We start from the raw sequence: 26,653 nt of genomic DNA, 5'->3' as shown, positions 1-26,653 counted from the left end.
GGATAGTACGAATTCAATAACAAAAGTTGTTACACCCAATTTTGTTAACATTGAAAAATGTAGATGTGTGTGAACAGAAGTGGCGCTTACTGATGTAATGATAAGAAAAAAGGACTCTATGACATTAGTCATAGAGTCCTTTTTTCTGTTTTGAAATCAAATTGTTTAGAATATGCCTGAAAGTAAACGAAATTAAACAAGAAATAGATAAATAGTAAACAAAACGTTGACCATAAAGCTTTTTAATGATATAATAACTATCGAAGTAAAGGAGGATAAGACCATGTACGCAATGGATTTCGCTCTGGTAGGAGCTAACATACAAAATAAATTAGTTGAAAAGGAAATGACACAACAGAGTTTGGCGGATGCTCTTGGTATATCAAAGCAGGTTATGAACAAAATCATTAAAGGAAGCAAGGCGATCAATGTGAATGAGCTTGCAAGAATTGCGGATATCCTGAACACATCTGCAGATGAATTACTTACAGTTGGGACTGAACCAGCTACTGTTGACAGCCTGAGCTTTATGGGAGATGTTTACGATGAGGTTACACGGGAACGTATTAACTTCATCAGATCTGCAATTGATGAGATTCATATGCTGGAGGATTTACTGGATGACTAATGACTTAAATGAATTAGAAGTAAATGAAATAAAGAATCATGCAAAAGAAAAGTTAGGACTGTGCAGAAAAGGAAATGATATTATAGGGACACAGATTTTTTCAATCCTTGGTTTGTATGCCAGAGTAATTTACTATCCTCTGGGAAAAAATGCACCTTGGGGATTTACCAGAATCAGCGGTTCTAGAAATGATGCCTCATTGGAGAAGCCATTTGTTGCCCTTAATTCTTCTATTCCGGTGGACTGCCAGGTGTTTGCAGCGGCACACGAATTATACCATATTTGGTATGAACAAAATCCGGATATGCTTCCTTCTGATTTGTTGAATGAACACGATAAAAAGACAAGTGAGAAAAAAGCAAATAGATTTGCAGCAGAATTTCTTGTGGATGAATTATTGCTGAAACAGGAAATCGAGTTATATAAAATTAAGAAGCTTACAATAAAAAGCATATTACAATTAGCAGAACTGTTTACGGTTCCATACAGGACAATGGTTAAGCGGCTGGGAGAAATTGGAGTAATTGAGGATGCGGATCTAAATAGATTTCTCGCAGAGTCAGAGGATTCTGTTGAAAAATATAAGAAGAGATATTCCATACCATCTCAGAAATCTGATGGTCGGATTATCATGGATAACCTGGTTGAGTTAGCCGTCGCCGCTTATGAAGCCGGGTACATTACATATGAGAAACTGGAATATTTGCTGAGAATCAGTACCTTAAAGCCAGAGGATTTAGGCATTGAAAAGAAAACTGCCTGCGAATTCCCTTCTGATGATGAATTAGATCGTATTATGGAGGAATGAGTATGGTAGAAAAAATAATTATTGATGCAGATTTATGTATCAAGTTGGGAGGAAGTAATAAGTATAGATATTTGCATGATGTGCTTCCTTTGATTGCAAAAGAGATTTATATGCATACACACGCCTTTGGTGAGGTGTTGATGCCTGCCAGTGCAGTCAGCCAGTTAAAGGATTTGATTACGGAAAATAAAGTGGTTCTTGTTAACGAAAGTGGTTTGGACAGCAAGGTACGAGCAATCTATGATGCAGCTTATCGTAATCTTGAGAGAGTTATGATTGATGCAACGAGACCAAACAAGAATAAAGGGGAGATGTGTTCGCTCGCATATGCAAAAGCAGCGAGCATACCTATCTTTGCAACAGATGAAAAAGACCTACAGCCTATCATTGATAAGCAATTGAATACGGGAATGGATGATATAACCTGCATAAGAATTACAGATATTATTACGAAGGCTAAGGAGGGGGAAATAGCGGTACCGAGAAAGATTGCAAAGGCACTTTGGATCGTGGCCGGAAAGAGAAAAGAAGTATTTGATAATGAGATATGGCCGGTAACGGCTGAATGATACATATGAAAGGAGTCTGTTTGGGACAAAGGAATACCGCCTTGTCCCAAACAGGCTACAGAGGCTTCGTGGACTGCCTGGAAACGGTGATGAAGATTCATTACACCAGCATTTCAACAAACTCAACCGGATACATAGTCCGTTTGGACACTTCCTCAACCGCTAATCCCTGGCTGAGAAAACGCCTGATGACGCACTCCATGCTTTCTGCTGCCTCAATTATATATTTATCAAAATCATAAAACCGCATACTCCGCTGGCCCCAGGGATATTCCGTCGGGTGATGGATAAATTCCACTCCTTCGATGGCCTCCAGCTTTCTCTCCCAGTCGTCGATCCGGTCTGTTTCAAAATAGAGCTGAAAGTTATTTGCTGCTGTCTTTCTGTTCAGTGATTTACCGATCATTGCTTCGTAGTTTGTTTGCAGGCTGAGGCCATTTTCCAATGAGACGTGTTCTCCTAAATCCATGAGGATTTTTTGCTCCAGGATTGTTTCGTAAAAATATTTTGATTTTTCCATATCATCAACTATAAGCAATGTGCCTCCGTATTTCATATGGATACCTCCTCTTTTTTCTCAATTATAGCCTAAAACTTTGCGATCGCACTGTAAAAATCAGACAAGTTGCTTCGGTATTCCTGAGGCGTAACGCCGCATACGGCCCTAAAATCCCTGATAAAGTGAGAAATATCATAAAAACCGGATTCGGCAGATATATAATTGAGGCTGTGGCTCGTATGGTGCAGCAGATAAATGGCTTTGTTAATACGCACGATTCGGGAAAAATGTTTCAGGTTAAATCCTAAATAGTGATTGGAAAGCCTGTTTAAATGACGTTCACTGTAAAATGTTTTTTCTGTTATTTCTTTGAGACTTATGTTACCGTTGCTCTGAATGATCAGCTGCACGGCCAGACGGAATTCAGCCGGGTACTGGCTGCATTGGCTGCAAAGCAGCAGACTCTCGATTCTGGTCAGCAGTTCTTCCGCGGTTCCCGCGTTACAGAAGATTTCTTTTATGGAAGAATCCAGTAGGGGCGCGATCTGTTCAAAGGAAATGATCGTATCCATCAGCTGATTCTGCTTTGTTCCGGTGAATACAAACAGCCCTGCCGGCTGAAATTCGATAATGAATATCACGCTGCATGCATTCGCATTTTTTCCAACAAAATATGGTTTGGAGGACGGTCCGAAAATCAGGATGCGCAGATCAGCCCCGTCATATGTAATGACAAGAGTTGCACTTCCATGCGGCACGATAGTATAGTCATCGGAAATGACACCTTTGATTGGAAAGGTTATGGTATAGTTAGAGATCAGTGTTTTCAACTGCTCGCTGGGCGAAAAATAAGCAAAATTCTCATCACCCATTAATCGCGTATTGGTTTTCACGGCTGAAAAATCTGCGCTGTCCTTTTTTATCATATATTTTTATTTTCACTTTCTGAGAGTGGATCTGCTAAATGAAAAAAATGCAGATAATTCTATCTGCACTTCCTGATGCAGTCTACTACATTTCAAATAAAAAGTCTATAGTTTATTTTTGATTATCTGGAACAGGAAGGGGCAAAGACTCTGTACCTCTTCACGGATTCCAGCTGTACTTAACAGTTTTACGAGAAGCGGGGAATGCAGCGGCTGGGAGAGAAGACGGTGGAATTCAGCCCTCATACAGACTACCGCCTGAATATGTTTATCTATGGCCTGGAATTGCAGGCGGCCAGTTAAGGCCGCACTGCAATTCAGACCGCACTGCTTCGCTGCCCGCAGGCCGGCGCATCGATGACCCGGTCATACCGGTAGGCCGAGAAGATAAATCCCAGCAGCATATTTACGAGGATGCTGATACTGCCCTCCGAAACCATGGGAAGATTAGTAAAGCTGCCATACTGGAAACCGAAGTTCCCAAGTATATAGAGCACGCTCTGAAACAGCAGGCACAGGCCGCAGTGAAAGGATACCGCTCCCGCGAGCGCTCCGTGTATCCTTCGGATGCAGGAGAAGAGGACCGCGTAAAAGGCGGACATAACTGCAAGAAACAGAAATCCGGCCAGCCAGCCGAACTGTAGTATGAATACGGCCAGAAGATAGTTGTTCGCGTAATGCTGGGGCAGAATGTTCCATAAAGTGACATCTGACGGATCGGAGCGGAAGATGGAGCGGTGATGTTCAGAAAACGGCTTTTTCCCTTCCGCGGCAGCCTCTCTGGCATCTCCGCAGCTGAAATACCATTCGCCGGTTCCATACTCCATCAGCTCCTCCGGCGTAAGCGAAATCTGGCCGGCCAGCGGTGATTTGGAGAGCAGCTCCTGAATCAGAACCCCGTTATAGGAGTCGCTTAAGGTGTCGTATGCGCTCGCCTCCGGATTTACAAATGCCTGAAAATACCGGGACTGGCCGGGAAGCATACCATAAACAAGAAGGAGTACCACGCCCCCGGCGGCTGCCTGGATCAGGAGCCTTCTTTTATTTCCGGTGAATATCTCCCGGCAGATCATATACAACACGGTTCCGATCATGGAGAAGAGGAAAGTCACGGTCTCGGCCAGCGTAAAGCTTTTGTATGTAAAGTAATGGATAAGGACTGCCCCGGCAGTGAGAAGAAAAGCGGCTGCCATGGCTTTCGGTGTCTGCTTCCGCATACGGTAGAGAAGGATGACAACAATCGGTCCGGTCAGCAGAAGCGCATAGTAATCAATCATATGCCATGGAATAATGTATGCCGTGTCCCAGATTACATCCGCTATCCAATCGAATTCGATCATGGAAAGGAATATGGCTTCCGCGGCAAATATGGCTGCCGCCAGAATGAGAAGCCGTTTCTGGTACCGGATCAGCAGAGGGTATCCTTTCAGCGCCATGACCACCAGAAGGACAGCGCCAGTCAGATAGATATGAAGCCCGCGGAACGTCAGTTCCGGAATCACGGCCGTACAGGTTTCCGCAGCGAGACCGATGAGAAGGAGAATCACGGTCAGAACCATCAGAAGGCGTCTGGACTGGACGTGACGGACCGCGTTGATCCCGGTGCCGATCGCAACACCGTCCCCCATGGCATCCACCGCTTTCTTAACCGCATCTTCGGGACTTATCCCTTCTGAGAGATATTCTTCCGTCCTGTCATCGATATGGTCCTTTAATTCTCTTACCACTGCCGGACGCAGAGGTTTATAGGCGATCTGATCCGCCACATCCTCTAAAAATGCTTCTTCATAATCCGTATGCTGATTGTGATTCTTCTGGAATGGTTTATCCAAACAAAACACCCCCGATCACTTGATTCACCGCCGTTTGAAACGAATCCCATTCCTTCAGCTTATCATGTAAAAGCTTCCGGCCGCTTTCGGTTATGATGTAATACTTACGCTCACGGCCATTTTCCGCGGTTCTCTGTTCGCAAATCACCGCCCCATCCTGTTCGAGCGCGTGCAGCAGGGGATAAAGCGTCCCCTCCTTCAGCGTGAAAACGCGTTCACTTCTTATTTCCAGCTCTTTGATGATCTGATAGCCGTACATGTCCTGCTGTTCCAATAGCTTCAGGATCAGCATGGAAGAGCCTACGGCCATATATTTTTTGTCCATATTTGCCTCCATCCCGGAAATATTTCCCTAAAATAATACCTCGAGTTTCTATGTATCGTAATCCTATCATACATAGAAACTCGAGGTATGTCAAGAAGCAAATAAAAATTCTTATAATTCGCGGATTACTTTTTTCCTTCCCCGTCAAAGTATTCTTTGACCAGCCTGACTACAGTGCCGGACAGCAGGAACACCGCGATCAGGTTGGGAATTGCCATCAGGCCGTTAAAGGTTTCGGCGATACTCCAGAGCATCCCTAAATCCATGGTGGCGCCCAGGATTGCGACCAGAGAGTAGACGATCATGAACGCTTTGATGATGCGCGAGGAGAATAGGAACTCGATACATCTCGCGCCGTATAATCCCCAGCCGATGATGGTGGAAAATGCGAAACAGCACATGGCAACAGCTGTAAAAATGGATACCCAGCTGCCATAGGTGGAAGTAAACCCGAGAATGGTTAATTCCGCGCCGGCCGCTTCCCCGTAAGGAACCGGAACACCGCTGCAGAGGATGACAAATGCGGTCAGAGTACAGATGACAATGGTGTCGGCAAACACTTCAAAAATCCCGAAAAAGCCCTGTTTTACCGGTTTTTTCGTGTCGGCGCAGGCGTGGGCGATGGATCCCGTTCCAAGGCCCGCTTCATTGGAGAAGATGCCGCGGGAGACACCTTTCTTCATGCTCATAAAGAAGGTTCCGACCACGCCGCCTGTGACGGCCGCCGGGTTAAATGCCCCGTAAACAATCGACGAAAATACGGCGGGAACCCGGTTAATATTAAGAAGAATCACGCCGAAGGCGAGCACGATATAGAACAGCGCCATAAAGGGAACCAGTTTCTCCGTCACGCTTCCGATTCTTTTGATTCCGCCGAGAAGGACCAGGGCCACCAGAGCCGCCAGAATGATTCCGATGATAAGACTGGTGGTGTGCGCAGCGCCCTCATCGATCAAATGGTAGTTGAGCAGCGCAGAGTTGATTGCTGTTGTGATGGTGTTTACCTGAGTGGCATTGCCTGTTCCGAACACGGTGAGGACGCCGAAGGCCGAAAACAGAGTGGCCAGCCAGCACCAGTTTTTTCCGAGACCGTTCTTTATGTAGTACATGGGGCCGCCTACTAAGTCGCCCTTCTCATTCACTTCACGGAAATGCACGGCCAGAGTTACCTCGGAAAATTTTGTACACATACCCAGAATCGCAGAAACCCACATCCAGAATACGGAGCCAGGGCCACCGATGGCGATGGCTCCGGCTACTCCGGCGATATTGCCGGTGCCGACCGTAGCAGCCAGAGCGGTGCAGACCGCCTGAAACGGCGTCATGGTACCGTCGGACGCGTCGCGCTTGCGGAACATCCGGCCCAGGGTAACCCGGATCGAATAGGAGAACTTGCGGATCTGCAGAAAATTGGTGCGGATACTCAGATAGAGGCCCACGCCGATGATGCAGACCATGGCTGGGACGCCCCAGATAAAATTGTTCACGGCATTGTTGATGGATTCGATAGTGTTTAACATATGATGGAACCTTCCTGATTGTATTTTTGCTTTTTATTACCGTGTTTTGGTAAGGGAAAAAACAGTGAAAATATATAAAATAATACCATAATATTACAGAAAAGTACATGGCAATCGAGATTCTTAAGCCTGACGGCCGCCGCAGAGGCCCTCTGTCGGACCCTGCCTCCCGTTCTCTTCCTTCAGATAGTGAGAAACATTGTTAAATAGCGGTACTTGTATTTACGGAATCCCAATGCTATACTATTTTGAGTTAGTTGAAGATAACCTAAAAAATCCATGCTAGATAAAGGCATTTCTGTCCTTGTGCCGGTGTTCGGTCCGGCCCTGGAGCAGAAATACTGTGGTTGGTAAAAAAAGAAAGAGAGGATTAAGACATGAGTAAAACAGCAGTAGTGTATTGGAGCGGAACTGGCAATACGGAGGCTATGGCGGCAAAAGTGGTGGAAGGCGCGCAGGCGGCAGGAGCGGAGGTCTCGCTGTTTACGGCTGCGGAATTCGGGGCGGACAAAATGGATGAATTTGATTCAGTTGCATTCGGCTGCCCGTCCATGGGAAGTGAGCAGCTGGAGGAGGACGAATTTGAGCCGATGTTCCTGAGCTGCGAGGCGAAGCTGAGAGGGAAGAAGATTGCGCTCTTCGGCTCCTACGGATGGGGAGACGGCGAGTGGATGAGAACCTGGGAGAAGACCTGCCGGGAGGATGGCGCTGTACTGGCCTGCGACTGCGTGATCTGCAATGACGCTCCGGACGCGGAGGCGGAAAGTGCCTGCGAGGAACTGGGCAAGGCGCTGGCTTAGGAGAGAAGAAATATAAAAAAGATTAAAAGTGCCTAACCCGCATTGCCATTGACTAACCGACGCCAAAATGGTTACACTAGGAGTAAGAAGAGGCGGATAGTTTCAAAGCGCATAGAACGAAAGCACGCAGCGCATGATGTGGAAATGGGGGTGCAGCTATGCAGTCACTGGCACAGGCAAAGGCGGGAGACGACTATACGATCAAATGGATGTTCGGTGCTCCCCAGATTCTGGAATTTCTAAACGGATACGGGATCAGAGAGGGAAGCGATATCCGTGTTTTCCAGCAGGGAAAAGACGGAATCATCATCGGACGGGATAACGTGCGCCTTGCGATCGGTGAAGATGTGGCGAGACGAATTCAGGTATGAGCCGGCTTTAGCAGGAAACGGAACGAAATACAAATTATATAAAAAGTAAAAGTAAAACAAAGCAAAACAAAAACAGAAAAACAGGCGGTCTGCAGAGAAAAGGTTTCTCCCCGGACCGCCTGTTTTCCTATTTTTCCAACAATTCATTTCCTTTTGTCACGTGATCCTTGATAGCCTGAAAGCTTTTTGCGCTCACCACATGCTCGATCCGGCAGGCGTCTTCCGCTGCGGTTTTCTCATCGACTCCCAGATACATCAGCCAGTTGGAAAGCATCGTATGGCGCTCATACATGGTCTCAGCAACCTGTTTCCCGGAATCTGTCAGGGTGATATAGCCATCCTGATCCACCAGAATATAACCATTTTCGCGGAGGTTGCGCATGGCGACGCTGACACTCGGCTTGGAGAAATCCAGTTCATTGGCGATATCGATGGAACGGACGTGCGGCTTTCTATTGCTAAGAATCAGTATGGTTTCAAGATAGTTTTCGGATGATTCGTTCATCTTCAATGTTCGTTTACCTCCCTGCGGTTAAAGTATCAGAATGCGTGATACAAATAGTTTATCATAGCCGGGGAAAAAGGTCAAAATAAGAATATGAAAAAAATTATTGACAATTCAGTTAGCAGGTACTAATCTATAGTTAGTCATAACTAATAGAAGAAATTGGAAGAAAGGAAGGAGCACATATGGCGACAGCGATTATATGCCTGGCCCTTATCATGGCAGGGGTTCTGGCGATAAGAAGCTACAGAAAGAAGCTGACCACCGGCTGCTGCGGAGGTTTGGGCGAGGCTGCGGTGAAGAAAATAAAGGTAAGTGATAAGGATCTCACCCACTATCCGCACCGCCGGGTTTTGAAGGTGGACGGGATGTCCTGCGGCAACTGCGCGATCCGGGTGGAGAATGCATTAAATTCCCTGGAGGGCGTCTATGCCCGCGTGAGTTTAATGGAGGCGGAGGCAGATGTCCGCATGAAACAGGAGCTTAGCGACACCGTGTTGAAGGAGACTGTCAAGGACGCGGGATACACTGTTTACCGGATCACACCGGTAAATGACTCAATTTCTCAATAAAGTCTGTTGGCGTTGACTAACCGGATAAATTTCTAGTAAAACGTTTATATAAGGAGTGACTGAAGATGAAAAAACACAGGTTTTGGGCCTGGGCAATGCTGTTCTGCCTGGCGATGGTTTTTTATACGGGTTACAAGCATAAATAAGAAAAACAGGAGGATAAAGAAATGTTGGACTGCTTCAAAATGAATAAAATCGGAATCTTTGCAGGAGGTGTTTTATTCGGTACAGCAGGCGTTAAAATTCTGGCGAGTAAAGATGCGAAGAAGTTTTACGTCAACTGTCTGGCCGCCGGACTGCGCGCGAAGGACTGCGTGATGGTAACTGCCACTTCGATCCAGGAGAACGCAGACGATATTCTGGCTGAGGCGAAGGAGATCAACCGTCAGAGAGCGGATGAAGCCTTTGAAGACGAGAGCGAAGAGATGGTTTCTGAGACCGCGGAAGAGACAGCAGCAGAATAAAAGAAGACACCGCCTGATGGAATGTTCCTCAGGCGTTCCTTTTTGAAGAGCTGTAGAGACACAGGACAGGAGACAAAGACATGAGATTTATAGTGAAACACGAGATAAAGGGTCGGCTTCGGATCCATCTCGACCGGCGTCAGCTGACTCTGAGAGAGGCGGATCTGTTCTGCTGTGCCCTGAGCCTCATTCCGGGTGTGAAGGAGGTGAAGGTCTATGAGAGGACCGCGGATGCGGCGATTCTCTATGAGGACGGCCTGCGGTCGGTCATCATCGGGGAGATCAGGCGTTTTTCCTTTCAGGACGAGTCACTCTGTGAGCTGGTTCCGAAGGACAGCGGCCGGGCGCTGAACCGGGAATACAAGGAAAAACTGATCCAGCGGGTCGTTGTGAGGGCGTTTACAAAGGTATTTCTGCCTGTGCCGTTTCGGGCTGTGTATACGGCGGTGAAGTCCGTTTGCTATATCGTAAAGGGCCTTCGCTGTCTCCTGAAGGGAAAGCTGACGGTTGAGTTTCTGGATGCCGCCGCCATCACGGTGTCGATCGCAAGACTGGATTTCAATACGGCCGGTTCCGTGATGTTTCTGCTGGGGATCGGGGAGCTTTTGGAGGAATGGACCCACAAGAAATCGGTGGGAGATCTGGCGAGAAGCATGTCCCTGAACATCGAGAAGGTATGGCAGAAGGTGGACGGTACGGAGGTTCTGGTTCCGGTCTCCCGAATCCGCGAGGGAGACCTCGTGACAGTACATGTGGGCAGCGTGATTCCGCTGGACGGAATTGTCGTGACCGGCGAAGCCATGGTAAATCAGGCCTCCATGACAGGCGAATCCATACCGGTGAAGAAGGAACCGGATACATACGTATACGCGGGAACCGCAGTGGAGGAAGGGAGCATCACCATCTGTGTGAAGAAGGCGGCCGGATCCACCAGATTCGAGCGGATTGTCAAAATGATTGAGGACTCCGAGAAGCTGAAATCCAATGTGGAAGGAAAGGCGGCCGCCATGGCCGATGCGCTGGTTCCCTGGAGTCTGGGCGGCACGGTGCTCACCTGGCTGCTCACACGGAATGTGACGAAGGCGATCTCGATCCTGATGGTAGACTTCTCCTGTGCGCTGAAGCTGGCCATGCCGCTGTCCGTGCTTTCCGCCATGCGGGAGGCGGGAAGCTACCGGGTTACAGTCAAAGGCGGTGTCTATCTGGAGTCCGTGGCGGAGGCAGATACCATCGTATTTGATAAGACCGGTACTCTCACGAAGGCCAGGCCGGTGGTGGCCGGCGTCGTGACCTTCGAGGGGCGGGACGAGGATGAGATGCTCCGGATTGCAGCCTGCCTGGAGGAACATTTCCCCCATTCCATGGCGAACGCGGTCATTCAGGAGTCCGTCCGGAGAGGTTTGATCCACGAGGAAATGCACTCGAAGGTGGACTATATTGTAGCCCATGGAATCGCCTCCTATATCGGAGGGGAACGGGTGATTATCGGCAGTCACCACTTTGTCTTCGAGGATGAGGGAAGCGTGATTCCGGAAGACGGAAGAGAACAGTACGAGAGCCTTCCGCCGGAGTATTCCCATCTCTACATGGCGGTTGGAGGGCGCCTCGCCGCGGTGATCTGCATTATCGATCCCCTGCGGGAGGAGGCCGCCTCAGTGGTCAGTCAGCTGAGAGCGCTGGGACTTTCCAAGATCGTTATGATGACGGGAGACAGTGAACGGACTGCAAAGTCCATCGCGCAGAAGGTGGGCGTGGACGAGTATTATTCCGAAGTACTTCCGGAGGACAAGGCCGGTTTCGTGGAGGCAGAGAGAGCCGCAGGGAGGAAAGTCATCATGGTCGGTGACGGTATCAACGATTCCCCCGCCTTATCAGCCGCCGATGTGGGAATCGCCATCAGCGAGGGGGCGGAGATCGCCAGGGAAATCGCGGATATCACCATATCGGAGGACGCACTGGATCAGCTGGTGACACTGAAACGAATCAGCAACGCGCTGATGGTCCGTGTAAACAGAAATTACCGGTTTGTGATCGGATTTAATTTGGGCCTGATCCTGCTGGGCGTCAACGGAATCCTGGCGCCGGCTACTTCCGCGCTGCTTCATAATACATCGACGCTCATGGTCAGTCTGAAAAGCATGACCAATTTACTGGAACAGAAACAATAGAAAACGGTTTAAAAGAGTCATACCACGAAAAGCGGTGTGACTCTTTTTTTTCCATTTCCCATCTATTAAGAAATGTTCTCAAGAACGGCTATGGACAAATGTTGTAATAGCTGGTAAAATGTAGTTAGTCATAACTAACCAAATAAACTGAAGAGCCGGAGGAAACAGTAATGGTGTAAAATCCGGCAGGCTGTGAATTACAGACAGCACGATAGAGAACTGGAGGTATTATAAATGAGCGTAGTGATTATCGGCGGCCACGACCGTATGGTGAGCCAGTACAAGAAGATATGCAAGGAATTCAAATGCAAGGCAAAGGTCTTTACCCAGATGAGCACCAACATGGATAAGAAGATCGGATGTCCGGACCTGCTGGTCCTGTTTACCAACACGGTTTCCCACAAGATGGTAAAATGTGCCCTGGACGGCATCGATGACGGTGCCACCCGCGTGGTACGCTGCCATACCAGCAGCGGAACGGCGCTTTCTAAGATTCTGGAGGATGAGACTCCGCAGGCTGTGTAAGAAGCTGCGGCTGCGGCCAGGCAATTGAGTGAGAACGCCATATATTTTTACGGTTGCTATGGCATGTTCTGTAAAAGGATGGTATGATGGGGCAGGAGCGTAGTTTTTGGCGGTGCAGGCATGAAAAACCAGCCGCGAAACGCGCAAACTGAGGAGAAAGGACCCCTTCATAAAATGATAAGAGATTACTTTAAGAAACTGGACCGCAGGCGGGCCGTCATCATGATCATCGGTAATATTTTTACGGGAATGGGAATCAGCATTTTTAAACTTTCAGGACTGGGCAACGACCCCTTCAGCGGCATGGTAATGGCCCTGTCGGACTGCACCGGCATTCAGTATGCGTTTTTCCTTATCCTGGTGAATCTTGTGATTTTCATTGCTGAGATTACCATGGGCCGGCAGCTGATCGGCCTGGGCACGGCTGTGAACGCGCTGCTTCTGGGATACATCGTTACCTTCTTTTTCGGAATATGGGAGGTGACCCTTGGAATGCCTTCCATGCTGTGGCAGAAGCTATTGACCGTATTAATCGGAGTGGTGGTCTGCAGCTTCGGGCTCTCTTTATACCAGACCTCCGATGTAGGCGTGGCGCCGTATGACAGCCTTGCGCTGATCATGTGCAGAAAGCAGAAAAAGATCTCCTACTTCTGGTGCCGTATGGCCTGTGACGTGTTCTGTGCGGTGGTGTGCTTCGCGGCAGGCGGAATTGTCGGCCTGGGAACGCTGGTATCCGCTTTGGGACTGGGGCCTTTTGTGCAGTTCTTTAACAAAACAAGCAAGAATTACCTCACCTCTACAGGTGGAGGGATGAAACGCCAAAAACAAGCTTAACGTCAGTGGTGGGCGGAGAGAAATCGGTATCCCCCACTGACATGAAGTCAGGTCGTGCATCTACAAGATGTAGTCGCACTCTGTGAAATTATCGAGCGTGGATTGAAACATTTTACGGACAGGCTGTTGAAAAAGGACGGAGTATCGAATCCTGTATAAGTGAAAATCAAATCCCCTGTGACTTTACTAAATGGTAATGGCACAGGGGATTTATGTGTCTGTAAGTAATCGTTTAGACTATGAATATCCGTATCCCCGCAAAAGAAGAAGTAAGTCTGGACTGCTTTCTGTCCGGTGAGCCGGATTATGTTTATAAACAAATAGCAGATTTAAGGTGACATACAGGATTGACATTTTCCCTGGTTTGTGCAATAATATAAATACTTTGATAAAAAGATATATAAAAGTATTTATATTATTGCACAAACCAAAATGTAGAAAGAGGGTACATGTATGATGCTGCAGCAGGTAATGACTGCTCCGGGGGAAATTGAGTTTCGGGAGGTGCCGGTTCCGGAGCCGGAAGAGAATCAGGTACTGGTTAAGATCAGAAAGATCGGCGTGTGCGGATCGGACATCCATGTCTACCATGGCGAGCATCCGTTTACCAGCTATCCGGTCACCCAGGGACACGAAGTATCGGGGGAGATCGAGAAGCTCGGAAGCGGTGTAAAAGGATGGAAGGCGGGGCAGAAGGTGACGATCCAGCCGCAGGTGGTCTGCGGAAAATGTTATCCGTGCCGTCATGGCAAATACAATCTCTGCGAAGAACTGAAGGTAATGGGATTTCAGACGACCGGTGTGGCATCCGATTACTTCGCTGTCGACGCGGCCAAGGTGACGCCGCTTCCGGAGGAGATGAGCTTTGACGAGGGCGCCATGATTGAACCATTGGCGGTGGCGGTTCACGCGGTGAAGCGTGCCGGAAATGTGGAAGGCGCTAAGATCGCAGTCCTGGGAGCGGGACCGATCGGAATTCTGGTGGCCCAGACGGCGAAGGGGCTGGGGGCGGAGAGCGTCATGATTACGGATGTCAGCGATTTGAGGCTGGAAAAGGCGAAGGAATGCGGCGCGGATTACTGCATCAATACGAAGACGAAGAATTTCGGCGAGGCCATGGTGGAGAATTTCGGGCCGGATAAGGCTGACGTCATCTACGACTGCGCGGGCAATAATATTACGATGGGACAGGCCATTCAATATGCGCGCAAGGGAAGCACCATCATCCTGGTGGCGGTATTTGCGGGAACCGCCCAGATTGATCTGGCTGTCTTAAATGACCATGAGCTGGACTTGAATACCAGTATGATGTACCGAAATGAGGACTATCTCGATGCGATCCGTCTGGTAAAGGAAAAAAAGGTGGTGCTGGCGCCGCTGATCTCCAAACATTTCGCATTCAGGGACTATCTGGAGGCATACCGGTATATCGATGAGAACCGGGAGAGCACCATGAAGGTGATTATCAATGTGGCAGAATCGTAACGCAGAAGAATAGACGGAGCTGTGGATCATGATACAGGGGAGAGGAAGATAAAATGGCAGCACAGTACATAACGGGACTCCAGCATATTGGCATCCCGACGAATGATATAGAGAAGACGGTGGCATTTTACCATGAACTGGGGTTTGAGACGGCATTTGAAACGGTAAATGAAGCGGCTGGGGAGAGAGTTGCTTTTTTGAAATGCGGCAGTCTTGTGATCGAGACGTATGAGAACCATCAGGCGGCGGAGAGGAACGGTGCGGTGGATCACGTGGCTCTCGATGTGACGGATATTGAAGCAGTATTTGCAGAGATCAAAGAAGCGGGATACCCCATGCTTGACGAGGAGATCCAGTTTCTGCCCTTCTGGGCAAATGGTGTCCGCTTTTTCACCATTCTGGGACCGAACCGGGAAAAGGTTGAGTTCAGCCAGATGCTGTAAACGATGCACTGCCACTTGCCGTCTTCCCCAATCAATGATAATATGATTACAGGATTGGAGGAGACGGCTATGACAAAAGAAAAGCTTGCGCTTGAAATCATCAGGCGCCTAAAAGAAGAATACCCTGACGTTGGTTGTACACTGGATTACGATGAGGCCTGGAAGCTCCTTGTGAGCGTGCGCCTGGCGGCCCAGTGTACCGATGCCAGGGTAAATGTGGTTGTACAGGATTTATATGCAGAGTATCCGGACGTGGAGGCGCTGGCAGGGGCCGAAGTGGAAGACATCGAAAAGATCGTGAAGCCCTGCGGCCTGGGGCACAGCAAAGCAAAGGATATCAGCGCGTGCATGAAGATCCTGAAGGAACAGTATGACGGCAGAGTTCCCGACGATTTCGATGCACTCTTAAAGCTTCCCGGAGTGGGGAGAAAGAGCGCGAACCTGATTATGGGCGATGTGTTCGGCAAACCGGCCATCGTCACTGATACCCACTGTATCCGTCTGGTGAACCGTATGGGACTGGTGGAGGATTTAAAGGACCCGAAAAAGGTGGAGATGGCTTTGTGGAAGCTGATTCCGCCGGAGGAGGGCAGTGATTTCTGTCACCGCCTCGTATTCCATGGCAGAGATGTCTGTACAGCCAGGACGAAGCCATTCTGTGAAAAATGCTGCCTGAAGGATATCTGCGCCCGAAACGGGGGATAGGGAAGACAGCTCCCGGGAGAATGGTATGAATGTCAAGGATTTAAAAAGCTTTGAGGCGGTCTATGAGGAACGCGGCATCAACCAGGCGGCACAGAAGCTGTTTATCACGCCTCAGGGCCTGAGCCGCAATATTAAGATGCTGGAGAGCGAGCTGGATACGGTGCTCTTTGAACGGACGAAACAGGGTGTGAGGCCGACGGAGAGCGCAGAACTGCTTCATGAGAGGGCAGGTATCCTGATTCGGGAGTTCGAGGAAATCCGCAACGGTATCCAGCAGCTGAAAAATGAAAAACGACTGCTCCGCATTGGCTGTGCCTGCGGAGTATTTAACGTACTTTCTTTTCCGGTGATTCAGAAATTTATCGATGAGAATCCTGAGATTTCCGTGGAATGGTGTGAGTACTCGAACCAGGAGGTGAAGGAGCGGCTGAAGGATTCCACCATCGAATACGGTTTCGTCGTTGGAGCGTGGAAGGAAGACGGCGTAAAAAACAGGCGTCTGGCCGGATGCAGAGTCTGTCTTCTGGTTTACGAGGGCCACCCCTTCTATGATCTGGAAGAGGTCACCATTGATATGGTCCGTGGTGAAAAGCTGATCCTGATGAACGAGTACTTTCATATGTACCACGATTTTCTGGAGGCCTGCGAGGTCAGGGGATTTAAGCCGCATATTGCTGCCAAAACCGCAGATGCAAACTTTCAGTACCAGCTGTGCAGGCAGAAGACGGGGCTTGCGGTGGTGCCTGATTTTGCCGCGGAGCATTTCCGCATGGACCATATGAGGGCCATTCCCTTCCGGGAGAGGCTGAGATGGGAAGTGTACGGCGTTTATAAGGAGAATAACGGCTGGTATTCGGTGATCCGGGCGCTGGAGGATTTTCTGCAGAACTAGAGCGTGTGCAGAATTCACCGAAACTTACGCAATGCTGTACTGGAGCGTGTCTGCGGATTTCCCGGAGGAATAAAAAAAGTATTGACAGCCATCAAGCAATTGTTGATAGCGCCTGCCCTGTATGGAACGGTATAATATCGTTATAAAAATAACAGGAGGGTGCCATGAAGTACAAGAATCTGTTTACACCGGTCAAAATAGGATCGGTCACATTGAAAAACCGTTTTGCCCTGGCCCCCATGGGTCCGCTGGGACTGGCTGACGCCGAGGGCGGTTTTAATCAGAGGGGAATCGACTATTACACGGAACGCGCCAAGGGCGGCACAGGTCTGATCATCACGGGTGTAACCTTTTCGGACTGTGAGGTTGAGACCCAGAGTATGCCAAACTGCCCCAATTCCACGTACAATCCGGTTCATTTTATTCGGACATCGAAGGAGATGACGGAGCGGGTTCATGCCTACGGAAGCAAGATATTTCTCATGATGTCGGCTGGCTTCGGAAGGGTGACAATACCGACGAATCTCGGAGAGTTTCCGCCGGTCGCTCCGTCCGCGATTCCGCACCGGTGGCTGGATAAAATCTGCAGGCCGCTTACGAGGGAGGAGATCCACAGCATTGTAAAGTCATTCGGAGACGGGGCGTATCATGCGAAAAGGGGCGGTTTTGACGGCGTGGAGATTCATGCGGTTCACGAGGGCTATCTGCTGGACCAGTTTGCCATTTCCATGTTCAACCAGAGGACGGACGAGTATGGGGGACCACTGGAAAACAGGCTGCGGTTCGCCCGGGAAGTGGTGGAAGAGATCAAGTCCCGGTGCGGACAGGATTTTCCCGTGGTGCTGCGTTTCAGCTTAAAGAGTATGATTAAGGACTGGCGGGAAGGCGCTCTGCCGGGAGAAATATTTGAGGAGAAGGGCCGCGATATCGAGGAGGGCCTGGAGACTGCGAAGCTGTTGGTGCAGTACGGCTATGATGCACTGGACACCGATGTGGGAACGTATGACGCATGGTGGTGGAACCATCCGCCGATGTATCAGAAAAAGGGGCTTTTCCGTCCGTACTGCAAGATGGTGAAAGAGGCTGTGGATGTCCCGGTGCTGTGCGCAGGCCGTATGGACAATCCGGAGATGGCCTCCGAGGCTGTGGAGGCCGGAGAGTGCGACATCGTCAGCCTTGGCCGCCCGCTTCTGGCCGATCCCGACTATGTGAATAAGCTAAGAGCCGGAAAATGGGAACAGATCCGCCCGTGTATCTCCTGTCAGGAAGGCTGTATGGGCCGTGTTCAGGAATTTTCCATGATTAACTGCGCGGTGAACCCGCAGGCTGCCAGGGAGCGGGTGACCGCCTATGAACCCATCCTAAAGAGCAGACGGGTGATGGTCGTGGGCGGCGGCGCGGCAGGCTGTGAGGCCGCCAGAGTGCTGGCGGTGAGAGGCCATAAGCCGGAGCTGTTCGAAAAGGGCGACAGGCTGGGCGGCAACCTGATTCCAGGAGGAGCTCCTGACTTTAAGGAGGACGATCTCGCACTGGCGCACTGGTATGAGGTTCAGCTTCAGAACCTCAATGTTCCGGTACATTTCCATACCTGTGTGGACCGGGACATGGTTATGGCGGGAAATTATGATGCGGTTATCATTGCTACCGGCTCCAGGCCTAAGGTATTTTCCCTGGATGATGACGAGCGGGTATATCCTGCGGCTCAGGTCCTGACCGGGGAAAAGGACTGCGGAGATACCACCGTGGTCGTAGGCGGCGGTCTGGTCGGCTGTGAAACTGCGCTCTGGCTGGCAGAACAGGGGAAAAACGTGACGATCGTGGAAGCTCTCGACCGGCTGATGGCGGTCAACGGCCCCTTGTGCCATGCCAACAAGGACATGCTGGAACGCCTGCTTCCCTATCACGGGGTGAAGGCCATAACCTCCGCCAGAGTGACTGGGTATCGGGGCGGAATTCTGCATGCTTCCTGCGGCGGAGAAGAACGGGAAATCGCCTGTGACAGTGTAATTCTTGCAGTGGGGTATCAGGAGGAGGACTCTCTGTACCGCCAGCTGGAATTTGACGTACCGGAGCTGTATCTGCTGGGAGACGCAAGGAAGGTATCCAATATTATGTATGCGATATGGGATGCGTTTGAGGTGGCAAACCATATTGGCTGAGGAGTGGATGAACAGCGACCGTTTATTCCCGCGAGCAACGAGCCGGACGGACATGCTGGCATGTCCATCCGGCGACTGCCGCGAGGGTCAAATACCCCGCAGCTTGCTGCGGGGTATTTGACTCCAGAGAGCGGTGAGGCAGGTACTGTACCCGATCAAGCGGGGCAGGCTCTGCCTGCGGGGCCTTTAACCATCACGGCATCGGAGCAGGACACACAGCAGAGAGATATAATATCCTCTGCTGCTTCCTGCTTCGATGCCGTTTTTGTATAAAAATAATTGCCGGCGGACAGCGGAGAAATGAATAAACATGACATACAGATGACGTGATTAGTGTGGTATTGTAGTTACAGTTCGATTATATTCGATTTTGAAATGGAAATGGAAATGGAAATTAGGAGGAACCTGTATGCATGAAAAACAGGTAAAGTCGATTCTGTCTGCACGGAACGGCATGAATCTTTACAGAGGCTGCACGCACGGATGCATTTACTGCGACGCCAGAAGCACCTGTTATCAGATGGATCATGCGTTTGAAGATATTGAAGTAAAGTCCAACGCTGCAGAACTGTTGGAGAAGGCGCTTAAGAGCAAACGAAAGAAATGTATGATCGGAACAGGCGCTATGAGCGACCCCTATTTACATCTGGAAAAGCGGCTCTGTCTTACCCGGCGGAGTCTGGAACTGATCGATTACTATGGATTTGGTCTGTCCATCCAGACGAAATCGGATTTAATCCTGCGCGACCTGGATTTATTAAAAAGCATCAACCGGAAGACGAAGTGTGTGGTTTCCATGACGCTTACGACGTATGATGAGGCACTTTGCCGGATCATCGAGCCGAATGTCTGCACAACCGGACGCAGAGCGGAGGTGCTGCGGATTCTTAAGGAGGAGGGGATTCCAACCATCGTCTGGCTGTCTCCGATTCTTCCATTTATAAACGATACAGAGGAGAACATACGCGGCATTCTGTCATACTGCCGTGACGCGTCGGTATACGGGCTGATGCTCTTTGGCATCGGCGTGACGCTGCGGGATGGGGACAGGCAGTATTTCTATGCGCAGCTGGATCAGCATTTTCCGGGGATGAAGGAGCGCTATATTCGTACCTATGGAAATAGCTACGAGATCCCGTCGCCGGATACCAGGCGTCTGCTCGCTTTGGTAAAAGAAGAATGCCGTAATACGGGAATGGTCTGCAGCAGCAATCGGCTGTTTGAGTATATGCATACCTTTGAGGATAAACAGGCGGGGGTTCAGATGTCATTGTTTGAGTGAGAGTAGAGGGTAAGGGCATGGGGCTTTATCGGGGTGTTTGTTAATAAGGATAAGGAGGTTCGATTTCATAGTGTACATCAAAAGCAGATAATTTCTCCAGCACTCCCTGTATCATACCGGCTTCCCCGCTTGTCAGCAAACACCGTTTGTGATTCAATTTTTCTCTTGCCTTAAGATAGTTAATATTCAGGACTTTGGCGCAGGCTTTTATCTCCTTGCGATTATTGCTATCTTCGTCCAAAATCAGATATATATGGTATATTGTTTTGTCAAAAGACATTGGGCAGAAAGAAGTAGTCACTTCCGTAATATCTTCAAAACAAGAATCGAATGCTTGATCGCACAGAGTAACCCATTCCTCCTCCTCATCCATGACTTGCTGTGCATCAATGATATATTTGAATGCATAAATCTTTCCAACTGTAAAATGTCCGCTGGAAGGGAGCTGGCAGCAGGTACAGATCTGACTGCATGCTCTCTGAAATTGGGAGACTTGCTCTGTTCTGCCTTTTTGTCCATGCAGACCCTCTGTTTCATGCTTCATCGTATACCTCCATGAATAATGATCCATTTATTAGCCGCTGCTTTTTCCGGTTCTTCCATAAGTATTCAATAATACTTATGGTATTAAAGTTATCTCATAAGGATTGTTGGATATAATTCCATAAATGACACAAAGCAGAGTAAAGCAAACCGACATTACAAGTATTATTCTTTTTCTTTGACTTTCTTAATGACAGTTCCTATTATCACTCCAATAATCATTCCAAATAATAAGCCATAACACATTGTTATGCCTGCTCTTCCCTGTGCCAGGCCAACCGCACCACCGATGGCAAGCCCGATTGTCATACCGGAACACATACACGTAATAACCGGAATATTGTTTTTGTCCATTGTCCTTCCCTTCTGAATCCGTTCTGCTAAGACTTTATTTGTCTGATAAGAAAGCATGATGTTATGGACAGTGTATAATATTACACGAAGCTTGTCAATCTGGAGCGGCCTTGATGCAGCACGCATTTCAGCTTTGGCGGACATGCATGCCGGAACAGATACAGATTGAAACCTTTCATGAGGACTTTCGCGAATTTCGTGTTTATGATAGAATATAAAAATACATAGAAATCAAATAGATAAAAAAAATACAAGACAGCCAATCAGAAAAGGAGGTGAGGCAGATGAACGTAGCTTACAGCGAAGCCTATCTTCACTATCGGGAATCTTTCTCTTCCATATTCAATGAGGAACACAGAGAAGAGCAGAAGGGGATACCGGAAACAGCGGTTTTAGACGATAGTTTGTCTTTGTGCTCCCGCTATTATACAGGAACGTTAAAGGGGAATATCCATGCGGTGATCCATGATCTTGTGGGAGAGGACGGAACCGTTCTGCTAAGCTGGAGGAACCTGGATGATGACGGGGATTTCTGCCGGCTGATTCACCACCGGAATGGGAAGCGGTATCTGGTATTTCGGGAGGATTTATATGGATACAGTATTTTCTGTGTGGAGACGGGCGAGGTGTTCCGTTATATACCGGCATGTGTCTATCCGGATAAACAGGAAGATTTTCAGGAGAGTTTTATCTGGACAGATGCAGTATATGACAGTAAATCCGGCCTTCTGGCAGTGACAGGCTGTTTCTGGGCCTGCCCATTTGATGTCATGATTCTCGACTTTGAGAATCCTTTTACAGAGCCGGAGGGAATAAATGGTCACGAACTAATGGATCGGGAGTATGATATTTACGACGATATCGAGTTTTCTGATTTTCAGAATGGGAACATAATTTTGAAAGCATATAACACCAGAGATGAGAAACAGGAGATTTTGACTTATGATACCGAATATATAAAGGGACTGCTGAAGGAACGGTTTAAGGCCGTCAGAATGGAGGACACGCGATGATTGAACTGCCGGAGGCCATAAACCTGGCAAAACAGATGAGAGAGACAGTGAGAGGAAAGACGGTATCCGCGGTATATCCCCCTTCCTCACCCCACAAATTCTGCTGGTTTAACCATGAGCCGGAGGAGTATCAGGCATTTCTGGCCGGTCATACGGTGACTGACGCGGCTGGTTTTGGTATCTTTTCGGAACTGGAATTCGACAGCGGCGTCAGGCTGTGTTTCAATGACGGAGTAAATCCCCGTTTTATTCGGAAGGAAGAGGTTCGTCCGAAGAAATACCAGCTTCTCCTGGAATTTACGGATGGGTCTGCGATTGCATTTACAGTAGCCATGTATGGCAGTATTTCGTGCCATTCGGGAGATTATGACAATGAGTACTACAGAAAGAGTATCGAGAGCATTTCGCCGCTGATGGAGGAATTTGTTGAAGGGTACTTTAACGAACTGCTGGCTTCTGTGAAACCGGCCATGAGCGTCAAGGCGTTTCTGGCTACGGAGCAGCGGATGCCGGGGCTTGGCAACGGCTGCCTCCAGGATATCCTGTTTCAGGCGGGAATTCATCCGAAACGCAAGGTTTCCAGCCTTTCAGACTGTGAAAAGAACGTTCTGTGGAAACAGGTAAAGACGGTGCTTCAAACCATGACGGAACAGGGCGGGCGCGACACCGAAAAAGATTTCTTTGGAAATCCAGGGGGCTATCAGACATTGATGTCAAAGAATACATTGGCTTCTGGCTGTACCGCATGCGGCGGAGAGATTGTAAAGGAAACTTATCTGGGCGGGGCGGTCTATTACTGTCCGTCGTGCCAGAAAATGGAGGAAGAGAAGAGATGAAGACAATCGGCCTGATCGGCGGAATGAGTTGGGAAAGCACGGTTACTTATTATCAGGTTATCAATGAGGCGGTGAAAGAGAGGCTGGGAGGTCTCCACTCCGCCAGATGCATTCTCTACAGCGTGGATTTTCAGGAGATCGAAGAGTGCCAGGCCGCGGGAGAGTGGGAGAGAAGCGGAGAAATACTGGGAGAGGCGGCCAAAAGCCTGCAGAAGGCGGGGGCTGATTTTATCGTAATCTGCACGAATACCATGCACAAGGTAGCGCCTCAGATTCAGAGTAAGATCGAGATTCCCGTCCTGCATATTGCGGAGGCGGCCGCTCTGAGGCTGAAGGCAGAGAACATGGAGCGTGTGGGACTGTTGGGAACGAAATATACCATGACTCAGGATTTCTATAAGGGAAAACTGGCAGAGTACGGCGTGGAGGTGCTCATTCCGGAGGCGGCAGAGATCGAAACCGTGAACCGGGTGATCTACGAGGAGCTGTGCCGGGGTATCCTGTCTGAGACATCAAAAGAGGCATATTTAACGATCATCGCCCATTTAAAAGAGAGGGGCGCCCAGGGAGTGATCCTTGGCTGTACAGAGATTGGCCTTCTGGTAAAGGACGGGGACACGGAGGTGCCGCTGTTTGATACGGCCCTGATTCATGCGGAGAAGGCGGCGGAGCTCTCGGTTGTGGGTAATGCAGACGAAAGATGAAAAGGAGGTGTTCCGAGTGGCTGTCAGAACATTTGGCTGGGTACAGGAGGCCTATAAGCTGGAGAATTTAAAAAATGTGGTATCGGTCTTTGTGCCGGGGTCTCCCGTCAACAGACGGTTAATAGAGGACAAACTGGTCCGGCTCATTTCAGATGAAGATGGCAAAGCGGAATTTATAGAGGAGCTGGAGGCTGATCCGGTCATCGTGCCGTACGCCCATCTGAAAGGGAAAGGGACACCGAAGGGATATACGAGAAGTAATGCTCCGTGTTCTGGCATCATACAGGCGGTGCTGCCCGGGCAGAGAAAAGAGTATCAGAGTGACTGGCCGGCAGATTCATTTCTGCGCTGGGCGGTCAGCATCGGTTTTTTGAATTATGACAGAAATGGCGATACCTGTTCATTGTCCGATCTGGGACGTTCCTATGCGGAGGCGGAAGCAGGGAGCAAAGAAGAGGAGGAGGCGCTTACAACGGCATTTCTTTCCTATCCTCCTGTCTGCCGGGTGCTTTCGCTGCTGGCAGCGGGCGACCATCTGACAAAGTTTGAAATAGGAGCCAAACTGGGCTTTATCGGTGAGGCCGGTTTTACCTCGATTCCGCAGCATATGATCCTGCAGGGACTCTCCGAAACGGCGGAGGAGGACAGGGCAAAGCTTCTTCAGGATACAGAGGGAACCAGTGATAAATACGTCCGAACCATCTGCAGCTGGCTGAAACAGATGGGCTGGGTGGAACAGGCGGCGAAGACGGCGGCAGAGGATGCCGGAACCAGGCGGTATGAGGGAACCATACCCCAGTCCTACCGGCTTACGTTAAAGGGGAGAACCGTGTTTAAGCATACAACAGGTGTCTCGAAGTTTGCCCGGATACCGAAGCGGGTGATGTGGGATATGCTGGCAACGAAGGCGGCAGACCGGGATTACTTAAGGAACCGGAGGACCCGTATTATCCAGTACCTTCTGAAGGATTATCGTTCGCCGGAGCAGGTGAAGGCCTATCTGGAGACGATGGGACTGGAAGAGACGGTGGAGACCATTAAGGATGATATCCGTGGTTTTGAGAACATCGGCTTAAATGTGAAGCGTACCGGAAAGACGTATAAGATCATGGACGATATCGCAGGCCTGGAGATTCCGGCGGACGATGCGGGCCGGATTTCTGTAAAATCCGATATGGCTGTCGTAAAGGACAGCGTCAGAGAGCGGCTGGCCCATGTAAGCCACGAGTATCTGCTTTTAATCGATCTGGGCTTCGATGGCACATCAGACCGCGACTATGAGATTCAGACGGCGGAGCTTCTCACCAGGGAACTGGATTTCCTGGGAGGAAGACTGGGAGATACCAGGAAGCCGGATGTCTGCATTTACTATGGAAAAGACGGCATGATTATCGACAATAAGGCGTATGGAAAAGGATACTCCCTTCCGATCAAGCAGGCGGACGAGATGTACCGCTATTTGGAGGAAAATAAGGAGCGGAACGAGAAGATCAATCCGAACCGCTGGTGGAAAGTATTTGATGAAGGCGTGACTGATTACCGGTTTGCTTTTGTGTCGGGATCCTTTACCGGAGGCTTTAAAGATCGTCTGGAAAATATCCACATGCGCTCCGGACTCTGCGGCGGCGCGATAGATTCCGTGACACTTCTTCTTCTGGCAGAAGAATTAAAGGCGGGCCGTATGGAGTATTCCGAATTTTTCCGCCTGTTCGACTGCAACGACGAGGTCATTTTTCGGTAAAAGGTAATATAATGGATAGTGGAAGCAGAAAGAGGGAATGTTCATGGAGTTGGGAGAATACCTTCCATTTTGGAAAAAATTGACGGAAGCAGAGCAGAGGACACTGGCTGGAAGCGTGCAGAGACGCCGGTTTGAAAAAGGGCAGGTGCTTCACCACGGATCTGATGAGTGCACCGGGCTGATTCTGACGCTGGACGGACAGCTGCGGGTCTATACCATATCGGATGAGGGCAGGGAACTGACACTGTACCGGCTGCTGGAACGGGATTTATGTATATTTTCAGCGCCCTGTATGGTGAAGAGTATCCTGTTCGATGTAATCGTGGAAGCAGAGCAGGTCACGGAGATTCTTCATATCCCAGTCGATGTCTACAGAGATCTGATGGACAAAAGCGCGGCGGTTGCCAATTTTACCAATGAGCTGATGGCGGCGCGTTTTTCCGATGTGATGTGGCTGATGGACCAGGTGCTGAACAAGAAGATCGACAGCCGTCTTGCGGCATTTTTGCTGGAGGAGAGCGGGCTTGATGAGAGCCGGAAGCTTTCTATCACCCACGACCAGATCGCCCGCCACATGGGGACGGCCAGGGAGGTTATCACCCGGATGCTGAGGGCATTTCAGGCGGATGGCCTGGTTAAGCTGACCCGCGGAGGAATCGAGCTTCTGAATGAGAAGAGGCTCACGGAGTTGGCGGCGGATAGTCTGCGGTAGCTGGCCGGAAATGTATCGGTATGCACCCGGAACAAATAACGTGTGTAACAAAGTCACTGTAAAGCAGTTCGTTTTCGTGTATTCTTATATCATCAATCAATGAATAAAAGGAGTACAAATAAAATGTCTGTATTTTCAATCACAAATAATAATTATCATGAGGAAGTCGTTACTTCAGGAAAGCCGGTGCTTCTCGATTTCTGGGCGCCATGGTGCGGGCCGTGTAAAAAGCTTTCCCCTGTTGTAGATAAAATTGCCGAGGAAAATCCCCATATCAAGGTGGGAAAGGTCAATGTGGAAGAGCAGAGGGAGCTGGCTGAGAAGTTTCATATTATGAGCATTCCGGCGCTGATTCTGATGAAGGAAGGAAAGGCGGTTGCCACCTCCGTGGGCGTGAAGCCCCAGGCCGCAATCGAGCAGATGATTGGCTTATGATGG

29 protein-coding genes and 1 pseudogene are annotated in these 26,653 nt (G+C 49.3%); 22 read left to right on the top strand and 8 right to left on the bottom strand.

Annotation, left to right across the window (positions count from 1 at the left end; translation table 11 throughout):
- Nucleotides 1–283: 283 nt before the first annotated feature.
- From H8S75_RS11570 to H8S75_RS11560, 3 genes are read left to right on the top strand one after another with little or no spacing between them, the layout of a single operon-like run.
- Nucleotides 284–628 (top strand): helix-turn-helix domain-containing protein, encoded by a 345-nt coding sequence (locus H8S75_RS11570; protein ID WP_025529821.1) that lies wholly within the window; start codon nt 284–286, stop codon nt 626–628.
- Nucleotides 621–1,436, top strand: a complete 816-nt coding sequence (locus H8S75_RS11565; RefSeq protein ID WP_187021691.1) for an ImmA/IrrE family metallo-endopeptidase — start codon at nt 621–623, stop codon at nt 1,434–1,436. Before H8S75_RS11570 ends, H8S75_RS11565 begins: the two co-directional genes overlap by 8 nt.
- A gap of 2 nt (nt 1,437–1,438) precedes the next feature.
- On the top strand, nt 1,439–2,005 hold the full coding sequence (locus tag H8S75_RS11560) for a hypothetical protein (protein WP_187021690.1): 567 nt from the start codon (nt 1,439–1,441) through the stop codon (nt 2,003–2,005).
- 100 nt (nt 2,006–2,105) lie between these two features.
- On the opposite strand, the gene H8S75_RS11555 is transcribed toward H8S75_RS11560, so the two are convergent.
- The 5 genes from H8S75_RS11555 to H8S75_RS11535 form a co-directional block, all read right to left on the bottom strand.
- Complete coding sequence (locus H8S75_RS11555; protein ID WP_187021688.1) at nt 2,106–2,561, bottom strand: VOC family protein; 456 nt, start codon at nt 2,559–2,561, stop codon at nt 2,106–2,108.
- Nucleotides 2,562–2,593: 32 nt separating this feature from the next.
- A complete protein-coding gene (locus H8S75_RS11550; protein WP_187021686.1) occupies nt 2,594–3,430 on the bottom strand; it encodes a helix-turn-helix domain-containing protein in 837 nt (278 codons plus the stop codon).
- Between the two features lie 317 nt (nt 3,431–3,747).
- Complete coding sequence (locus H8S75_RS11545) at nt 3,748–5,271, bottom strand: permease prefix domain 1-containing protein (protein ID WP_349768906.1); 1,524 nt, start codon at nt 5,269–5,271, stop codon at nt 3,748–3,750.
- Nucleotides 5,255–5,587, bottom strand: coding sequence for a PadR family transcriptional regulator (locus H8S75_RS11540; protein ID WP_110326491.1), 333 nt, complete (start codon nt 5,585–5,587; stop codon nt 5,255–5,257). Before H8S75_RS11540 ends, H8S75_RS11545 begins: the two co-directional genes overlap by 17 nt.
- A 125-nt stretch (nt 5,588–5,712) precedes the next feature.
- Nucleotides 5,713–7,107, bottom strand: coding sequence for an alanine/glycine:cation symporter family protein (locus H8S75_RS11535; RefSeq protein ID WP_187021683.1), 1,395 nt, complete (start codon nt 7,105–7,107; stop codon nt 5,713–5,715).
- Nucleotides 7,108–7,484: 377 nt separating this feature from the next.
- On the opposite strand from H8S75_RS11535, the gene H8S75_RS11530 reads away from it, so the two are divergent.
- Both H8S75_RS11530 and H8S75_RS11525 read left to right on the top strand, forming a co-directional pair.
- Entirely contained in the window at nt 7,485–7,907 is a 423-nt protein-coding gene (locus tag H8S75_RS11530; RefSeq protein WP_187021681.1) for a flavodoxin, read from the top strand.
- Nucleotides 7,908–8,065: 158 nt separating this feature from the next.
- On the top strand, nt 8,066–8,278 hold the full coding sequence (locus tag H8S75_RS11525) for a FeoA family protein (protein WP_025529832.1): 213 nt from the start codon (nt 8,066–8,068) through the stop codon (nt 8,276–8,278).
- Between the two features lie 127 nt (nt 8,279–8,405).
- Here H8S75_RS11525 and H8S75_RS11520 read toward each other — a convergent pair whose 3' ends face one another.
- On the bottom strand, nt 8,406–8,789 hold the full coding sequence (locus H8S75_RS11520; RefSeq protein ID WP_025529833.1) for a metal-dependent transcriptional regulator: 384 nt from the start codon (nt 8,787–8,789) through the stop codon (nt 8,406–8,408).
- A gap of 179 nt (nt 8,790–8,968) precedes the next feature.
- Here H8S75_RS11520 and H8S75_RS11515 point away from each other — a divergent pair, with 179 nt between their 5' ends.
- The 11 genes from H8S75_RS11515 (at nt 8,969) to H8S75_RS11460 (ending at nt 20,312) form a co-directional block, all read left to right on the top strand.
- Nucleotides 8,969–9,355: a heavy-metal-associated domain-containing protein gene (locus H8S75_RS11515; protein ID WP_187021680.1), complete on the top strand. Its 387-nt coding sequence runs from the start codon at nt 8,969–8,971 to the stop codon at nt 9,353–9,355.
- Between the two features lie 167 nt (nt 9,356–9,522).
- Nucleotides 9,523–9,819, top strand: a complete 297-nt coding sequence (locus H8S75_RS11510; protein ID WP_187021678.1) for a DUF6110 family protein — start codon at nt 9,523–9,525, stop codon at nt 9,817–9,819.
- An 80-nt stretch (nt 9,820–9,899) separates the two neighbouring features.
- A complete protein-coding gene (locus H8S75_RS11505) occupies nt 9,900–11,987 on the top strand; it encodes a heavy metal translocating P-type ATPase (protein WP_187021676.1) in 2,088 nt (695 codons plus the stop codon).
- Nucleotides 11,988–12,221: 234 nt separating this feature from the next.
- Complete coding sequence (locus tag H8S75_RS11495) at nt 12,222–12,512, top strand: DUF2325 domain-containing protein (protein ID WP_002600569.1); 291 nt, start codon at nt 12,222–12,224, stop codon at nt 12,510–12,512.
- Nucleotides 12,513–12,686: 174 nt separating this feature from the next.
- Nucleotides 12,687–13,346, top strand: coding sequence for a YczE/YyaS/YitT family protein (locus tag H8S75_RS11490; RefSeq protein ID WP_187021675.1), 660 nt, complete (start codon nt 12,687–12,689; stop codon nt 13,344–13,346).
- Nucleotides 13,347–13,802: 456 nt separating this feature from the next.
- Nucleotides 13,803–14,831 carry a zinc-dependent alcohol dehydrogenase gene (locus H8S75_RS11485; protein WP_187021919.1) on the top strand — a complete coding sequence of 343 codons (1,029 nt, stop codon included), beginning with the start codon at nt 13,803–13,805 and terminating at the stop codon, nt 14,829–14,831.
- A gap of 53 nt (nt 14,832–14,884) precedes the next feature.
- Entirely contained in the window at nt 14,885–15,274 is a 390-nt protein-coding gene (locus H8S75_RS11480; RefSeq protein WP_187021673.1) for a VOC family protein, read from the top strand.
- Nucleotides 15,275–15,343: 69 nt separating this feature from the next.
- Entirely contained in the window at nt 15,344–15,979 is a 636-nt protein-coding gene (locus H8S75_RS11475; protein ID WP_187021672.1) for an endonuclease III domain-containing protein, read from the top strand.
- 25 nt (nt 15,980–16,004) lie between these two features.
- Nucleotides 16,005–16,871 carry a LysR family transcriptional regulator gene (locus tag H8S75_RS11470; RefSeq protein WP_187021670.1) on the top strand — a complete coding sequence of 289 codons (867 nt, stop codon included), beginning with the start codon at nt 16,005–16,007 and terminating at the stop codon, nt 16,869–16,871.
- A gap of 164 nt (nt 16,872–17,035) precedes the next feature.
- Complete coding sequence (locus H8S75_RS11465) at nt 17,036–19,030, top strand: oxidoreductase (RefSeq protein ID WP_187021669.1); 1,995 nt, start codon at nt 17,036–17,038, stop codon at nt 19,028–19,030.
- A gap of 409 nt (nt 19,031–19,439) precedes the next feature.
- The gene (locus H8S75_RS11460; protein WP_187021667.1) at nt 19,440–20,312 is read left to right on the top strand and encodes an SPL family radical SAM protein; all 873 of its coding nucleotides are present in this window, start codon (nt 19,440–19,442) and stop codon (nt 20,310–20,312) included.
- Between the two features lie 40 nt (nt 20,313–20,352).
- Here H8S75_RS11460 and H8S75_RS11455 read toward each other — a convergent pair whose 3' ends face one another.
- Both H8S75_RS11455 and H8S75_RS11450 read right to left on the bottom strand, forming a co-directional pair.
- Entirely contained in the window at nt 20,353–20,856 is a 504-nt protein-coding gene (locus tag H8S75_RS11455) for a hypothetical protein (RefSeq protein ID WP_243270241.1), read from the bottom strand.
- A 164-nt stretch (nt 20,857–21,020) separates the two neighbouring features.
- Nucleotides 21,021–21,209, bottom strand: a complete 189-nt coding sequence (locus H8S75_RS11450) for a hypothetical protein (protein WP_002600560.1) — start codon at nt 21,207–21,209, stop codon at nt 21,021–21,023.
- 284 nt (nt 21,210–21,493) lie between these two features.
- Here H8S75_RS11450 and H8S75_RS11445 point away from each other — a divergent pair, with 284 nt between their 5' ends.
- The 6 genes and pseudogenes from H8S75_RS11445 to trxA form a co-directional block, all read left to right on the top strand.
- Nucleotides 21,494–22,222: a hypothetical protein gene (locus tag H8S75_RS11445; protein WP_187021665.1), complete on the top strand. Its 729-nt coding sequence runs from the start codon at nt 21,494–21,496 to the stop codon at nt 22,220–22,222.
- Nucleotides 22,219–23,058 carry a DNA-formamidopyrimidine glycosylase family protein gene (locus tag H8S75_RS11440; RefSeq protein ID WP_187021664.1) on the top strand — a complete coding sequence of 280 codons (840 nt, stop codon included), beginning with the start codon at nt 22,219–22,221 and terminating at the stop codon, nt 23,056–23,058. Before H8S75_RS11445 ends, H8S75_RS11440 begins: the two co-directional genes overlap by 4 nt.
- Nucleotides 23,055–23,762, top strand: coding sequence for an aspartate/glutamate racemase family protein (locus H8S75_RS11435; RefSeq protein ID WP_187021662.1), 708 nt, complete (start codon nt 23,055–23,057; stop codon nt 23,760–23,762). The genes H8S75_RS11440 and H8S75_RS11435 overlap by 4 nt, the downstream gene beginning before the upstream one ends.
- Before the next feature lie 16 nt (nt 23,763–23,778).
- The gene (locus tag H8S75_RS11430) at nt 23,779–25,503 is read left to right on the top strand and encodes a restriction endonuclease FokI C-terminal domain-containing protein (protein WP_187021660.1); all 1,725 of its coding nucleotides are present in this window, start codon (nt 23,779–23,781) and stop codon (nt 25,501–25,503) included.
- Nucleotides 25,504–25,546: 43 nt separating this feature from the next.
- Nucleotides 25,547–26,215, top strand: a complete 669-nt coding sequence (locus tag H8S75_RS11425; RefSeq protein WP_187021659.1) for a Crp/Fnr family transcriptional regulator — start codon at nt 25,547–25,549, stop codon at nt 26,213–26,215.
- A gap of 93 nt (nt 26,216–26,308) precedes the next feature.
- Nucleotides 26,309–26,650: pseudogene (trxA, locus tag H8S75_RS11420) on the top strand (thioredoxin); the annotation flags it as partial.
- Nucleotides 26,651–26,653 lie beyond the last annotated feature (3 nt).

Source organism: Hungatella hominis, from assembly GCF_014288005.1.
Lineage (GTDB): Bacteria > Bacillota > Clostridia > Lachnospirales > Lachnospiraceae > Hungatella > Hungatella effluvii.
This window is presented reverse-complemented; position numbering and strand designations above follow the sequence as displayed.

Bases quoted from the DNA above. Each gene is read 5' to 3' on its own strand.
- H8S75_RS11475 (WP_187021672.1), top strand. From the start codon at position 15,344: ATGACAAAAGAAAAGCTTGCGCTTGAAATCATCAGGCGCCTAAAAGAA.
- H8S75_RS11465 (WP_187021669.1), top strand. From the start codon at position 17,036: ATGAAGTACAAGAATCTGTTTACACCGGTCAAAATAGGATCGGTCACA.
- H8S75_RS11470 (WP_187021670.1), top strand. From the start codon at position 16,005: ATGAATGTCAAGGATTTAAAAAGCTTTGAGGCGGTCTATGAGGAACGC.
- H8S75_RS11560 (WP_187021690.1), top strand. From the start codon at position 1,439: ATGGTAGAAAAAATAATTATTGATGCAGATTTATGTATCAAGTTGGGA.
- H8S75_RS11565 (WP_187021691.1), top strand. From the start codon at position 621: ATGACTAATGACTTAAATGAATTAGAAGTAAATGAAATAAAGAATCAT.
- H8S75_RS11540 (WP_110326491.1), bottom strand. From the start codon at position 5,587: ATGGACAAAAAATATATGGCCGTAGGCTCTTCCATGCTGATCCTGAAG.
- H8S75_RS11510 (WP_187021678.1), top strand. From the start codon at position 9,523: ATGTTGGACTGCTTCAAAATGAATAAAATCGGAATCTTTGCAGGAGGT.
- H8S75_RS11515 (WP_187021680.1), top strand. From the start codon at position 8,969: ATGGCGACAGCGATTATATGCCTGGCCCTTATCATGGCAGGGGTTCTG.
- H8S75_RS11570 (WP_025529821.1), top strand. From the start codon at position 284: ATGTACGCAATGGATTTCGCTCTGGTAGGAGCTAACATACAAAATAAA.
- H8S75_RS11495 (WP_002600569.1), top strand. From the start codon at position 12,222: ATGAGCGTAGTGATTATCGGCGGCCACGACCGTATGGTGAGCCAGTAC.
- H8S75_RS11425 (WP_187021659.1), top strand. From the start codon at position 25,547: ATGGAGTTGGGAGAATACCTTCCATTTTGGAAAAAATTGACGGAAGCA.
- H8S75_RS11525 (WP_025529832.1), top strand. From the start codon at position 8,066: ATGCAGTCACTGGCACAGGCAAAGGCGGGAGACGACTATACGATCAAA.
- H8S75_RS11450 (WP_002600560.1), bottom strand. From the start codon at position 21,209: ATGGACAAAAACAATATTCCGGTTATTACGTGTATGTGTTCCGGTATG.
- H8S75_RS11485 (WP_187021919.1), top strand. From the start codon at position 13,803: ATGCTGCAGCAGGTAATGACTGCTCCGGGGGAAATTGAGTTTCGGGAG.
- H8S75_RS11445 (WP_187021665.1), top strand. From the start codon at position 21,494: ATGAACGTAGCTTACAGCGAAGCCTATCTTCACTATCGGGAATCTTTC.
- H8S75_RS11455 (WP_243270241.1), bottom strand. From the start codon at position 20,856: ATGAAGCATGAAACAGAGGGTCTGCATGGACAAAAAGGCAGAACAGAG.
- H8S75_RS11440 (WP_187021664.1), top strand. From the start codon at position 22,219: ATGATTGAACTGCCGGAGGCCATAAACCTGGCAAAACAGATGAGAGAG.
- H8S75_RS11435 (WP_187021662.1), top strand. From the start codon at position 23,055: ATGAAGACAATCGGCCTGATCGGCGGAATGAGTTGGGAAAGCACGGTT.
- H8S75_RS11535 (WP_187021683.1), bottom strand. From the start codon at position 7,107: ATGTTAAACACTATCGAATCCATCAACAATGCCGTGAACAATTTTATC.
- H8S75_RS11530 (WP_187021681.1), top strand. From the start codon at position 7,485: ATGAGTAAAACAGCAGTAGTGTATTGGAGCGGAACTGGCAATACGGAG.
- H8S75_RS11480 (WP_187021673.1), top strand. From the start codon at position 14,885: ATGGCAGCACAGTACATAACGGGACTCCAGCATATTGGCATCCCGACG.
- H8S75_RS11550 (WP_187021686.1), bottom strand. From the start codon at position 3,430: ATGATAAAAAAGGACAGCGCAGATTTTTCAGCCGTGAAAACCAATACG.
- H8S75_RS11460 (WP_187021667.1), top strand. From the start codon at position 19,440: ATGCATGAAAAACAGGTAAAGTCGATTCTGTCTGCACGGAACGGCATG.
- H8S75_RS11490 (WP_187021675.1), top strand. From the start codon at position 12,687: ATGATAAGAGATTACTTTAAGAAACTGGACCGCAGGCGGGCCGTCATC.
- H8S75_RS11505 (WP_187021676.1), top strand. From the start codon at position 9,900: ATGAGATTTATAGTGAAACACGAGATAAAGGGTCGGCTTCGGATCCAT.
- H8S75_RS11555 (WP_187021688.1), bottom strand. From the start codon at position 2,561: ATGAAATACGGAGGCACATTGCTTATAGTTGATGATATGGAAAAATCA.